The following is a 13,380-nucleotide window of genomic DNA, read 5'->3' as shown; positions in this document are numbered from 1 at the left end:
TTTGAGAAAAATGTTGTTTTAATTCGAAAAATGGCAGATGATTGTCTAATTTATATTAATTCTTCACTTCTTTATAGTTCTTGAAGGGCTAGTGTTGACTCTTTTTCTAAATATCGTAAAATAAAAATGACCTGTTCTGTTTATTTTTGGAACAGCTACTTTTTTAATTCAAAAATAAAGCGCTTACTTTCAAGAGAAAGTCAAAGGAGAAAAAGATGAAGAATCCATTTTTTGAAAAACATTGTCGCTATAGTATTCGAAAATTGTCAGTGGGTGCCTGCTCATTGATGATAGGTTCAGTTCTATTTGCAGGCCCAGCTTTGGCAGAAGAGTCTGTCGTTCCAGAAAATGGAACAACTACAGCAGTAGCTTCAGAGCAACCGTCAACCACTACTCCAGCAGAAGCAACTACACCAGCACCAGAAGTATTGAAAGAGCTAGAAGCAAGAGAAGACAAGGTAAGTGAGCAACCAGTTTCAGAAGAAAAGCCAACCTTGGATCAATTGACTGCAGGTGATAAGGAAGCCACTAGTCCAGCTGCTGAAACTCCTAAGGCTGAAGAAGCGCCTGCTACTACAGAAAATAAGCCAGAAGAAAAAGCAACAGTCTCTGACGTTCCTAAAAAAGAAGAAAAAAGTCTTCGACCAAAAGAAATTAAGTTTGACACTTGGGAAGATTTGTTGAAATGGGAACCAGGTGCCCGTGAAGACGATGCTATTAACCGATCTTCAGTAGAACTAGCCAAGCGCTATCGTGGACATGTTGTCAATGAAAAAGCCAATAAGGATGCCAAGGTTGAAGCCCTTGCAAATACCAACTCTAAGGCTAAAGACCATGCTTCTGTAGGTGGTGAAGAATTTAAAGCCTACGCTTTTGACTACTGGCAATACTTGAATTCAATGGTCTTCTGGGAAGGCCTCGTTCCAACTCCAGACGTGATTGATGCTGGGCACCGTAATGGTGTTCCTGTATTGGGTACTCTTTTCTTCAACTGGTCTAATAGTATTGCAGACCAAGAAAAATTTGCTGCAGCTCTTCAACAAGATGAGGATGGAACTTTCCCTATCGCTCGTAAGTTAGTTGATTTGGCTAAATATTATGGATTTGATGGATACTTTATCAACCAAGAAACTACGGGTGATATCGTAACGCCTCTTGGTAAGAAAATGCGTGACTTCATGCTCTACACCAAGGAATATGCAGCTCAAGTCAACCATCCAGTTAAGTATTCTTGGTATGATGCCATGACTTATGAATATGGCCGTTACCATGAGGATGGACTTGGGGAGTACAACTATCCATTCATGCAAAAAGAGGGGGACAAGGTTCCTGCAGATCACTTCTTTGCCAACTTTAACTGGACCAAAGAGAAAAATGACTATTCTGTAGCTATGGCAAAATGGCTAGAGCGTAGTCAGTACGATGTTTTTGCAGGATTGGAATTGCAACAAGGTGGTTCTTACAAGACAAAAGTGAAATGGGATGCTCTTTTTGATGAGAATGGCAAACTTCGCTTATCACTTGGACTTTTTGCCCCAGATACTATCACGAGTCTTGGGAAAACAGGTGAAGACTATCATAAGAATGAAAATATCTTCTTCACAGGTTACCAAGGAGATCCAACTGGTCAAAAACCAGATGACAAGGACTGGTACGGGATTGCCAACCTCGTAGCTGACCGCACACCAGCAGTAGGACGTACCTTTACAACATCCTTTAACACAGGACATGGTAAAAAGTGGTTTGTAGACGGTAAAGTTTCTAAGGATTCTGAATGGAACTATCGTTCTGTATCAGGTATCTTGCCTACATGGCGTTGGTGGCAAACATCATCAGGAGCTAAACTCCAAGCTGACTATGACTTTGAAGATGCTTACAATGGTGGGAACTCACTTAAATTTGCGGGTAATTTAGCTGAAAATACCAACCAAGATGTTCGTCTTTACTCTACAAAACTGGAAGTAACAGATAAAACGAAACTTCGTGTTGCTCATAAAGGTGGTAAGGGAAGCAAGGTTTATGTAGAATTTGCGACTCAGAAAAACTATACCTATGGTGGCGAGAATGCTCGTAAGGAACTGACTCTATCTGACGACTGGACAAAAGACGAATTTGACTTGAGTGCCTTGGCAGGTAAAACCATCTATGGCATCAAGCTCACTTTTGAAAATACTGCTGCCCTTAAGGATTATCAATTTAACTTGGGTGAGTTGACCGTGTCAGATAATCAAGAGGCTCCTCAAGCCCCAACAGCTCTTAAAGTAGCAAAACAATCTCTCAAAAATGCTCAAGAAGCGGAAGCTATTGTTCAATTTACAGGTAACAAAGATGCTGACTTCTATGAAGTTTATGAAAAGGATGGCGATGCTTGGCGTCTATTGACAGGATCATCAGCAACTACTATCTACCTACCAAAAGTTACCCGTTCAGCTAGTGCAACTGGAACCAGTCAAGAGTTGAAGGTTGTCGCAGTTGGGAAGAATGGCCTTCGTTCTGAAGCAGCAACTACAAACTTTGACTGGGGAATGACTGTCCAAGACACCAGTCTTCCAAGACCACTAGCAGAAAATATCGTTCCAGGAGCGACTGTTATCGGAAGTACCTTCCCTAATACAGAAGGTGGCGAAGGTATCGAAGGTATGTTGAATGGTACGATCACCAGTCTATCTGACAAATGGTCTTCTGCTCAGTTGAGTGGTAGCGTTGATATCCGTTTGACACAACCACGCCGTGTCGTTAGATGGGTCATGGACCATGCCGGTGCTGGTGGAGAATCCGTTAATGACGGCTTGATGAATACGAAGGATTTCGACCTCTACTACAAGGATGAAGCTGGAGAATGGAAACTGGCTAAAGCAGTTCGTGGCAATAAAGCCCATGTTTCAGATATCACCCTTGATAGCCCAATTACTGCGCAAGACTGGCGCTTGAACGTCATCACGTCTGACAATGGAACACCATGGAAAGCTATCCGTATCTACAACTGGAAGATGTATGAAGCTCTTGATACGGAGAGCCAAAATATTCCAATGGCTAAAGTGGCGGCGCGTGTTCTAACGGACAATAAGATTCAACTTGGATTCTCAGAAGTTCCTGCTGGAGCTACCGTCACTGTCTATGACAAGGCAGATTCACAAACTCCAATCGCTACCTTAAATACAGCAGTTGGAGGAGATTTGGCGACAGATCCATTGAGCTTTGAAAAACGTCCGAGCCTTCTTTACTACCGTACACAATTGCCAGGTAAAGAAATCAGTAATACCCTTGCTGTAACGATTCCTCAGGATGAGAGAAAGATTAAGACTGTCAGTCTAGAAGTGGCACCTAAAAAGACAACTTATCAAGTTGGTGAGGACTTGAATCTCAAAGGTGGTCTTCTCCGTGTTAAATATGAGGGTGAAGAAGCAGACGAAGTCATCAACCTTAGTCATGCAGGTGTTACTGTTAATGGCTACGATGCTCACCACCATGGCGAACAAGAGTTGACAGTAACCTATCTTGGACTTCCAGTTGCAGGTAGCTTTAAGGTTCAAGTGACTGGTGAAGAAACTGGTCCAAAAGAAGTCGCAGCCTTGTATATTAGCAAACAACCGAAAATTGATTACTTTGTAGGCGATACTCTTGACTTATCAGAAGGACGTTTCAAGGTCTTGTATGATGATGAAACTGAGACAGAACATAGCTTTACAGACCAAGGAGTCGAAATTACAGGCTATGATTCTCAAAAAACAGGCCGTCAAAAACTTCAGTTGCACTATCAAGGACAAACTGTCGAATTTGATGTTCTAGTATCACCTAAGGCAGCCATTAACGACGAATATCTGAAACAAGAAATCACATCTGCTCAAGGACGCAAAGAAACAATAGCTTATACATTTGCTGATGCAGCAAAACAAGCAGCTCTAGTTGAGAAGATTGAAGCAGCAAAAGCGATCTTAGAAAATCATGATGCTAGTCAAGAAGCAGTCAACCAAGCCTTGAATGACTTGAAACAAGCTGGTACTGAATTGGATGGCAATCAACGTTATCAAACTGCTAGAGAAGAATTGGAAAGCTTGCTCGAATCCGTCATTGAAAAAGATCCTCAATCTGAGTTGATTACGGAAGCTGAAGCTTTGTTATATTCACAAACGCCAACTCCAGAAGCATTTGCCAACCTCAAGGAAGAACTCAATAAAAAACTCCTTGTTAAAGAAAGCCATCATGTAGGTAGCTTAGAAGAAGGCGAAACTGCGCCAACAGTTGAAGCACTACCTGAATTAGTGGTTGAGACAGAAACTCAAGCCTTCGAGCGTCAAGAACGTCCGTCAGGAGACCTCTTGTTGGGTGAACGACGTCTTGTTCAGGCTGGTGCAGAAGGACAAATCCGTCATCTGATTCAAGTGGATGCCAAAGGCAACCGTACTCTTCTTCGGACAGAAGTCGTCAAGGAAGCAGTGGCAGAGATTACTGAGGTTGGTACTAAGATTGAAAGTAGCACTCAACCGCTTGACGGTCCAAAAGTCTTAGAAGTTAAGAAACCAAGCTTGGTTGTGGAAGAAGAAGTTCTTGCCTATGGACATGAAGAACGAGTAAATCCTAGCCTCCCAGTAGGAGAACGTCGCTTGGTTCAAGTAGGAGTTGCAGGCCTTCGTAGAAACCTTGTAGAGATTGATTCTGTAGGACATCGTAGTCTTAAGGGGACAGAAGTTCTCAAGGAAGCCGTAACTGAAATTGTTGAAGTCGGTACAAAAGTAGTTAAAGTACCAGGTGACAGACCAGTTACACCTGCTCTAGTGACTCAAGATACTAAGCAGGAAACTTCAAAAACAGAGCCTAAGACTGAAACATCCGTTGCGCCAGTTCAAGTAAGCCAAGCAGCGAAGCAAGAACCAGCAAAAGCAGAAGTACAAGTACAAGCTGAAAAGATTGAAGGAAAACAACTTCCAAATACAAGTGCAGAAGTAGATGCAAACCTCCTAGCCCTTGGCTTGGTCGGAGTTTTAGGTGGCTTTGGCTTGCTAGCTCAAAAGAAAAAAGAAGATTAAGATAGAGAGTCTATCTAACACTGACTTCATATAATAAAAAGATTTGACTTTTAAGTGTCAAATCTTTTTGTATAGGGGAGGAGAATAAAAATGGTAGAGTATTCTGTCGTAGTTACATGCACTGTCCTTAATTAATCGAGAAAAATTGTTGTGGATAAAAGTTTAAGGTTTTGCTATCTCTTTTATTGATTTTGTGATATAATTAACACGTAAAAAAAATTAAGGAGTCTTTCCAAATGGCAAAATTGACTGTTAAAGACGTTGAGTTGAAAGGGAAAAAAGTTCTCGTTCGTGTTGACTTCAACGTACCTGTAAAAGATGGCGTGATTACTAATGACAACCGTATCACTGCAGCTCTTCCAACTATCAAGTACATTCTTGAACAAGGTGGACGTGCGATTCTTTTCTCTCACCTTGGACGTGTAAAAGAAGAAGCAGACAAAGCTGGTAAATCACTTGCTCCTGTAGCTGCTGACTTGGCTGCTAAATTGGGTCAAGAAGTTACATTCCTTCCAGGTGTAACTCGTGGTGCTGAATTGGAAGCAGCTATCAACGCTCTTGAAGATGGACAAGTTCTTTTGGTTGAAAACACTCGTTTTGAAGATGTTGACGGTAAGAAAGAATCTAAAAACGATCCTGAACTTGGTAAATACTGGGCATCACTTGGAGATGGTATCTTCGTAAACGATGCATTCGGTACAGCTCACCGTGCACACGCATCTAACGTTGGTATCTCAGCAAACGTTGAAAAAGCAGTTGCTGGATTCCTTCTTGAAAACGAAATTGCTTACATCCAAGAAGCTGTTGAAGCTCCAGAACGTCCATTCGTGGCTATCCTTGGTGGTTCAAAAGTTTCAGATAAGATCGGTGTTATCGAAAACTTGCTTGAAAAAGCTGATAAAGTTCTTATCGGTGGTGGTATGACTTACACATTCTACAAAGCACAAGGTATCGAAATCGGTAACTCACTTGTTGAAGAAGATAAATTGGATGTTGCGAAAGCTCTTCTTGAAAAAGCAAACGGCAAATTGATCTTGCCAGTTGACTCAAAAGAAGCTAATGCATTTGCTGACTACACTGAAGTGAAAGACACTGAAGGTGAAGCAGTAGACCCAGGATTCCTTGGTTTGGATATCGGTCCAAAATCTATCGCTAAATTTGATGAAGCATTGACTGGTGCGAAAACAGTTGTATGGAACGGACCTATGGGTGTATTTGAAAACCCTGACTTCCAAGCTGGTACAATCGGTGTGATGGACGCTATCGTGAAACAACCAGGCGTTAAATCAATCATCGGTGGTGGTGACTCAGCTGCCGCAGCGATCAACCTTGGACGTGCAGACAAGTTCTCATGGATCTCTACTGGTGGTGGAGCTTCAATGGAACTTCTTGAAGGTAAAGTTCTTCCAGGACTTGCAGCATTGACTGAAAAATAAGAATATAGAAAAGGAGGACTCAGGTTCTCCTTTTTTTGCGCTCTTTTAAAGTTAAAGAGTACTGAGGGATAATTGGACAGAATCCAAAAAAAACAGTAAAATAGAGGAATACCAATCTAAATGAAAATTGAGAGACTAGCGTGGAGAAAAGAGAAAATCTAACAAAAACAGCTATTTGCGGAATTATCAATGTTACCCCAGATTCTTTTTCTGACGGGGGCCAATTTTTTGCTATTGAAGAAGCCTTAAAACAAGCTAGAAAATTGATAGCTGAAGGTGCCACTATCTTAGATATCGGTGGAGAATCTACTCGACCTGGAAGTAGCTATGTTGAGATTGAAGAGGAAATCCAGCGTGTGGTTCCAGTCATTCAGGCTATTCGTCAAGAAAGTGATGTTCTGATTTCGGTCGATACTTGGAAGAGTCAAGTGGCAGAAGCAGCTTTAAATGCTGGTGCCAATATAGTCAATGACATCACAGGCCTTATGGGGGATGAGAAGATGGTAGAGGTGGTTGCCAGGGCTGGAGCTCAAGTAGTCATCATGTTTAATCCAGTCATGGCACGTCCTCAGCACCCTAGTTCACTTATCTTCCCTCATTTTGGATTTGGAGAGACTTTTACAAAGGAAGACTTGGCTGAATTTGAACAACTATCAGTTGAAGAATTGATGACAGCTTTCTTTGATCGTGCTCTAGTAAGAACGGAAAAAGCAGGGATTTCGAAAGAAAACATCATGCTGGATCCAGGAATTGGCTTTGGTTTGACCAAAAAGGAAAATCTCATCCTCCTACGTGACCTTGATAAGCTTCACGAAATGGGCTATCCTATCTTTTTAGGAGTCTCTCGCAAGCGCTTTGTCATTAATATCCTTGAAGAAAATGGATTTGAAGTCAATCCAGATACTGAAGCTGGCTTCCGCAATCGTGATACGGCTTCGGCTCATGTGACCAGTATTGCTGCTAGACAAGGTGTGGAAGTGGTGCGCGTGCACGATGTAGCCAGCCACAAGATGGCAGTCGAAATTGCGTCTGCTATTCGTCTGGCAGATCATGCGGAAAATTTAGATTTGAAACAATATAAGTAAGATGAATAAAAACGAAACCAATCAGTGGATAGCTAACTATCGGACAGACCAACCGCACTTTGGTTTGGAGAGAATGATGAAGCTATTAGCCCTACGAGGCAATCCCCATCTTAAGCTTAAGGTTATCCACATCGGTGGAACCAATGGCAAGGGCTCTACTATAGCCTTTTTGAAGAATATGTTGGAAAAGATGGGACTAAGAGTTGGTGTCTTTAGCTCTCCCTATCTGATTCATTATACCGATCAGATTGCTATTAATGGGGAATCTATTCCAGAAGCAAGATTAGAGTCCTTGATGGCGGATTATCGTTTACTACTTGAAGGGGAGCATGCTCAAGCCTTACAAGGAACGACAGAATTCGAGATTATCACTGCTATAGCCTATGACTATTTTGCTTCTGAACAAGTCGATGTGGCGATTATGGAAGTTGGTATGGGCGGACTTTTGGATAGCACTAATGTCTGTCAACCCATCCTAACAGGTATCACGACCATAGGATTGGATCATGTAGCCCTACTGGGTGACAGTCTAGAAGCCATCGCAGAGCAGAAAGCAGGAATTATCAAACAAGGAGTTCCTCTAGTGACTGGTCACATTGCCGCAGAAGCCTTGGCTGTGATAGACAAGATTGCAAAAGCGAAACAGGCTACCAGAATTGTTTATGGAAGAGATTATCAGGTAAGCCATCATGAGAGTGTTGTCACTGGAGAAGTCTTTGACTATACAAGTTCTATTAGACAAGGTCGTTTCCAAACAGGATTGCTGGGTTTGCACCAGATTGAGAACGCTGGGATGGCGCTGGCCTTGTTAGATAGCTATTGCCAAGCGACTGGTCGAGAATTGCCAGATAATGCTTTAGCGGCTCAAGCTTTGGAAGAAACAAGATGGCCAGGGCGATTGGAAATCGTGTCTAGAGAACCATTAGAGTTGCTAGATGGGGCCCACAATCCCCATGCAATCAAGGCTTTACTAGAAACATTGCAAGAACGCTTTGCTGATTATCACAAGGAAATACTCTTTACTTGTATCAAAACCAAGGCCTTGGAGGATATGTTGGACTTGCTAGAAACCTTGCCCGATACTAAGATTACGCTAACTCATTTTGAGGATAGTCGGGCGATGGATGAAAAAGTCTTGAAAGAGATGGCTGATTCTAGAAATCTCAACTACCAAGATTGGCAAGAATTTCTAGACCAAAAATTATCAGAAAATGAAGAGAAAAAAACAGTTAGGATTATCACGGGCTCATTATACTTTTTAGCCCAAGTGAGAGCCTACCTAATGGAGGGGAAAAATTAGAATGGATACACAAAAGATTGAAGAAGCTGTAAAAATGATTATCGAGGCAGTTGGTGAGGATGCAAATCGCGAAGGCTTGCAGGAAACACCAGCCCGTGTCGCTCGTATGTACCAAGAGATTTTTTCAGGTCTTGGGCAAACTGCTGAAGAGCACCTGTCAAAATCCTTTGAGATTATCGATGACAATATGGTAGTGGAAAAGGATATCTTTTTCCATACTATGTGTGAGCACCACTTCTTGCCATTTTATGGTCGTGCCCACATTGCCTATATCCCAGATGGGCGTGTAGCAGGCTTATCAAAGTTAGCTCGTACTGTGGAAGTTTACTCTAAAAAGCCACAGATTCAAGAGCGTTTGAATATCGAAGTTGCTGATGCCTTGATGGAGTATTTGGGTGCTAAGGGAGCTTTTGTTGTCATTGAAGCAGAGCATATGTGTATGAGTATGCGTGGTGTTCGAAAACCAGGAACTGCGACCTTGACTACAGTAGCTCGTGGTCTATTTGAGACAGATAAGGATCTTCGGGATCAGGCTTATCGTCTGATGGGACTATAAAAAATCCGCGTCAAGCGGATTTTTCTAGAAAGGACTAGTTATGGATCAACTGCGAATTAAAGACCTAGAAATTTTCGCCTTTCATGGACTCTTTCCTAGTGAGAAGGAACTGGGGCAGAAGTTTGTCGTTTCAGCCACCCTATCCTATGATATGACCAAGGCTGCGACAGACTTGGATTTAACTGCTTCTGTCCATTACGGAGAACTTTGCCAGCAATGGACGACTTGGTTTCAGGAAGAAAGCGAAGACCTGATTGAAACAGTAGCCTACAAACTAGTAGAGCGTACTTTTGAAACCTACCCTCTCGTTCAAGAGATTGAGCTAGAACTAAAAAAACCTTGGGCACCTATCCATCTTCCGCTGGATACTTGTTCAGTAACCATCCACCGTCGCAAACAGCGTGCCTTTATCGCTTTAGGAAGTAATATGGGGGATAAGACGGCTAATCTCCAGCAAGCGATTGACAAAATGCAAGCTCGTGGCATCCACATTCTCAAAGAGTCTAGTGTGATTAGGACCGAACCTTGGGGTGGTGTGGAGCAGGATAGCTTTGCCAATCAAGTCATTGAAGTGGAAACCTGGTTGCCAGCTCCAGTCTTGTTAGAAACCTTGTTAGCGATTGAATCAGAAATGGGACGGATCAGAGAGGTTCATTGGGGACCTCGTTTGATTGACCTGGATTTGCTTTTTGTAGAGGACCAGATCATCTATACAGACGACCTCATCTTGCCTCATCCTTATATTGCTGAGCGCTTCTTTGTTTTAGAGTCTTTACAGGAAATAGCTCCGCATTTTATTCATCCAACACTGAAACAACCGATTCGGCACTTGTATCGTCAATTGGAGAAAGAAAATGCCTAAGTTTTCCGAAACTTATAGTAAATGGAGAAGTCTAGGGGAGGGAGCGCTAGCTATTGTCCTAGGTTTTCTCTTGATTTGTTTTGGGCAAATTGTACCGAGACTTGGTTATCAACTCTTGATGGCCTACTTTTCCTTGTCGGCTGTTTGGCATTTGTTGATACGATGGTTTCAGGAGAAATCCCGTAGAGAAAATATTTTTGTAACCATAGCCAAGCTCTTTCTTGCAGTCATCCTATTTGATTCAGTCATCCTGCAAGGGATAGCTCTCTATCTCCTTGTGATGATTATCGGAGGTTATCAACTGTTTACAGGTCTGATCAGTCTGATTACTTGGTTGATTTACCGAAATAATCATATCCATCCGAGAGTCAATTACTTATTTGATGCAATGTGGATGATGGGTTTTGGTCTCTATAGTATCTCCCCTTTTCATGATGCGACAAATTTTGAGTTGCTCCTGTTAGGTTTTTACTTAATCATGTTGGGGGCGAGTAGTGTCAGGGATGGTTTCTATTTTGAAAAAGGGAGAAGTAATCCCAAGCTGAAGCGCAGAATGAGAATGACACTGCCTATATTCATGACAGCTTTGATTCCAATCAGCACTTTACGACGATGGAATGAAATGTTATCTACTCATCAGACGGAAGAAAGCGAAGTACATTCAGAGAGAAAAAATGACCAGACAGTTGATATGGAAATTTTTATCCATGCTTCAGAATCCTCTTTCTTTTTAGCCATGGGGCATGTGGATATCTGCTATCAAGGTCAGGTTATTTCCTATGGTTCTTATGATCCGCACTCGGAGCGTTTATTTGGGATGATTGGGGATGGAGTTTTGTTTAAGGCTAATAAAGAGAAATACATCGAACTCTGTAAGAGAGAAAGTCAGAAAACTCTATTCGCCTACGGCTTAAGCTTGTCTGAGCAACAGAAAAAAGCTATAGAAGAACAACTGAGAGAAATTGAAGGACTCTTAATTCCTTGGGAACCAAGTTCTCAACTCATGAAAAGAAGAGAAGGGGAGATCAAGCATACCTACTCTTATCAGCTGAAACACGAGGCTGATGCCGCTCTTTATAAGTTCAGTTCGTCCAAGTTTAAGACCTATTTTGTTCTCAGTACAAATTGTGTCTTATTGGCTGACTCTATCGTGGGTAAAGCTGGAACAGACATTCTCAGCCCCCAAGGATTTATTGTCCCAGGAACTTATCAGGATTATCTTGACTTAGAATACACCAAACCCAGTGGTATAGTAGTCAGTCGTTCCATTTATTAGCAAAAAGAAAACTCTAGTTTCCTAAGTAGATAGAGGAGACTAGAGTTTTTAAAATAGGTCATTTTCTTCTGGTAGGAGAATGGTTTCCTTTCCGTCCATATCCATGACCAGAACTTTAGGTGGATAGAGTGGGTCAAAGGGATGATTGAAGTCGAAGTCAATCGTTGTTGGTAGATGTTGACTAGAAAAACGAAAAGTGATGGAGCCTTCATGATTCAAAAGTCGAAATTCCAATTCATCTTCTAGCTCAAAAACATGCTTTAAAAAATGATCGATTATATACCAGATTGAATCGATAACATCGTCAGGTAAATTGGTCACCACACCGAAACTGGCACATCGTCTATGAGAATCTGTAAAAGCCATCCCTATCTCCTAATTGATTTTTTTATTATCATACTGCAAACTGCTAGAAAAATCAAGAAAAGTCAACTACCTTTAAAAATATGAGAATGATTTTGAAATTTTTTCAACGAATCTTCATCAAATGCTTGAAAATGCTTACAATTAGTGGTAAAATGAGAACAGTGGAATCATGAAAACAAAATTTTCAAAGTAGAAAGGAAACGGAATGAACACAGATGATACAGTAACAATTTATGACGTTGCCCGAGAAGCGGGAGTATCAATGGCGACTGTCAGTCGTGTTGTCAATGGCAATAAGAATGTCAAAGAAAACACCCGTAAGAAAGTTCTAGAGGTCATTGATCGCCTTGACTACCGCCCTAATGCAGTAGCTCGTGGTCTAGCAAGTAAGAAAACTACAACAGTTGGAGTTGTTATTCCAGATATCACAAATACTTATTTCTCTACCCTTGCTAAAGGGATTGACGATATCGCGGAGATGTACAAATACAATATCGTCCTTGCCAATAGCGACGAGGATGATGAAAAGGAAGTATCTGTGGTCAATACTCTCTTTTCTAAACAGGTGGATGGCGTTATCTTCATGGGTTATCATTTAACTGAGAAGATTCGCTCAGAGTTTTCACGCTCACGCACACCTGTGGTTCTTGCAGGAACAGTGGATGTGGAGCACCAGCTTCCAAGTGTCAATATTGACTATAAACATGCTACAGTTGATGCAGTCCGTCATCTTTTGAAGCGAAACAAAAAAATTGCCTTCGTTAGTGGACCATTAGTGGATGATATTAATGGTAAGATTCGCTTGGCTGGTTACAAAGATGCTTTGAAAGAAGCGGGAATCAACTACAGTGAAGGTCTTGTTTTCGAATCAAAATACCGTTATGATGATGGCTATGCCTTGGCAGAACGTTTGATTTCTTCTAAAGCAACAGCAGCGGTCGTAACAGGAGATGAACTGGCAGCAGGTGTGTTGAACGGACTTGCTGACAAGGGAGTTTCTGTACCAGAAGACTTTGAAATTATCACCAGTGATGATTCGCAAATCGCGCGTTACACTCGTCCAAACCTAACCACCATTGCGCAACCTTTGTATGACCTTGGTGCTATTAGTATGCGTATGTTGACGAAGATTATGCATAAGGAAGAGTTAGAAGAGCGTGAAGTTCTTTTGCCACATGGTTTGGTAGAACGTCATTCAACTCGTAAAGATTAACAAAAAGAGGTCGGGATAAAAATCCCGACCTCGCTTTTTAGTAGTAAAAACTTTTTGGTTAATGGTTCAAGCATCAAGTTGATGGTAGAATGCTTGCGGGGTAACTAGAAAACAAGACTTGATCTAGTAATTTCTATCTCACCGACTTTTTTATACTCAATGAAAATCAAAGAGCAAACTAGGAAACTAGCCGCAGGCTGTACTTGAGTACGGCAAGGCGACGTTGACGAGGTTTGAATTTGATTTTCGAAGAGTATTA

9 protein-coding genes are annotated in these 13,380 nt (G+C 41.7%); 8 read left to right on the top strand and 1 reads right to left on the bottom strand.

The window, feature by feature from the left end:
• Positions 1-215: 215 nt before the first annotated feature.
• The 7 genes from HMPREF1116_RS08780 (at position 216) to HMPREF1116_RS08750 (ending at position 11,542) form a co-directional block, all read left to right on the top strand.
• Positions 216-5,027: an endo-beta-N-acetylglucosaminidase gene (locus tag HMPREF1116_RS08780; RefSeq protein ID WP_000795155.1), complete on the top strand. Its 4,812-nt coding sequence runs from the start codon at positions 216-218 to the stop codon at positions 5,025-5,027.
• Positions 5,028-5,263: 236 nt separating this feature from the next.
• Complete coding sequence (locus HMPREF1116_RS08775; protein WP_001096781.1) at positions 5,264-6,463, top strand: phosphoglycerate kinase; 1,200 nt, start codon at positions 5,264-5,266, stop codon at positions 6,461-6,463.
• Positions 6,464-6,603: 140 nt separating this feature from the next.
• Positions 6,604-7,548 (top strand): dihydropteroate synthase, encoded by a 945-nt coding sequence (gene folP, locus HMPREF1116_RS08770; RefSeq protein WP_000415288.1) that lies wholly within the window; start codon positions 6,604-6,606, stop codon positions 7,546-7,548.
• A gap of 1 nt (position 7,549) precedes the next feature.
• Positions 7,550-8,848 carry a bifunctional folylpolyglutamate synthase/dihydrofolate synthase gene (locus HMPREF1116_RS08765; protein WP_007555606.1) on the top strand — a complete coding sequence of 433 codons (1,299 nt, stop codon included), beginning with the start codon at positions 7,550-7,552 and terminating at the stop codon, positions 8,846-8,848.
• 1 nt (position 8,849) lies between these two features.
• Positions 8,850-9,404 carry a GTP cyclohydrolase I FolE gene (gene folE, locus HMPREF1116_RS08760; RefSeq protein WP_000380927.1) on the top strand — a complete coding sequence of 185 codons (555 nt, stop codon included), beginning with the start codon at positions 8,850-8,852 and terminating at the stop codon, positions 9,402-9,404.
• A gap of 40 nt (positions 9,405-9,444) precedes the next feature.
• A complete protein-coding gene (gene folK, locus HMPREF1116_RS08755) occupies positions 9,445-10,266 on the top strand; it encodes a 2-amino-4-hydroxy-6-hydroxymethyldihydropteridine diphosphokinase (protein ID WP_000372549.1) in 822 nt (273 codons plus the stop codon).
• Positions 10,259-11,542 (top strand): hypothetical protein, encoded by a 1,284-nt coding sequence (locus HMPREF1116_RS08750; RefSeq protein ID WP_001123858.1) that lies wholly within the window; start codon positions 10,259-10,261, stop codon positions 11,540-11,542. Before folK ends, HMPREF1116_RS08750 begins: the two co-directional genes overlap by 8 nt.
• 48 nt (positions 11,543-11,590) lie before the next feature.
• On the opposite strand, the gene HMPREF1116_RS08745 is transcribed toward HMPREF1116_RS08750, so the two are convergent.
• Positions 11,591-11,908 (bottom strand): DUF960 domain-containing protein, encoded by a 318-nt coding sequence (locus HMPREF1116_RS08745; protein WP_000885928.1) that lies wholly within the window; start codon positions 11,906-11,908, stop codon positions 11,591-11,593.
• A 205-nt stretch (positions 11,909-12,113) separates the two neighbouring features.
• On the opposite strand from HMPREF1116_RS08745, the gene ccpA reads away from it, so the two are divergent.
• Entirely contained in the window at positions 12,114-13,121 is a 1,008-nt protein-coding gene (ccpA, locus tag HMPREF1116_RS08740) for a catabolite control protein A (RefSeq protein ID WP_001090623.1), read from the top strand.
• The last annotated feature ends 259 nt before the right edge of the window (positions 13,122-13,380 follow it).

Origin of the sequence: Streptococcus sp. SK140 (genome assembly GCF_000259525.1) — a bacterium.
Lineage (GTDB): Bacteria > Bacillota > Bacilli > Lactobacillales > Streptococcaceae > Streptococcus.
The sequence above is the reverse complement of the archived record's forward strand: the minus strand, read 5'-3'. Positions and strand labels throughout refer to the sequence as shown.

Coding starts and splice junctions, on each gene's coding strand:
- HMPREF1116_RS08765 (WP_007555606.1), top strand. CDS start 7,550: ATGAATAAAAACGAAACCAATCAGTGGATAGCTAACTATCGGACAGAC.
- ccpA (WP_001090623.1), top strand. CDS start 12,114: ATGAACACAGATGATACAGTAACAATTTATGACGTTGCCCGAGAAGCG.
- HMPREF1116_RS08775 (WP_001096781.1), top strand. CDS start 5,264: ATGGCAAAATTGACTGTTAAAGACGTTGAGTTGAAAGGGAAAAAAGTT.
- folK (WP_000372549.1), top strand. CDS start 9,445: ATGGATCAACTGCGAATTAAAGACCTAGAAATTTTCGCCTTTCATGGA.
- HMPREF1116_RS08780 (WP_000795155.1), top strand. CDS start 216: ATGAAGAATCCATTTTTTGAAAAACATTGTCGCTATAGTATTCGAAAA.
- HMPREF1116_RS08750 (WP_001123858.1), top strand. CDS start 10,259: ATGCCTAAGTTTTCCGAAACTTATAGTAAATGGAGAAGTCTAGGGGAG.
- HMPREF1116_RS08745 (WP_000885928.1), bottom strand. CDS start 11,908: ATGGCTTTTACAGATTCTCATAGACGATGTGCCAGTTTCGGTGTGGTG.
- folE (WP_000380927.1), top strand. CDS start 8,850: ATGGATACACAAAAGATTGAAGAAGCTGTAAAAATGATTATCGAGGCA.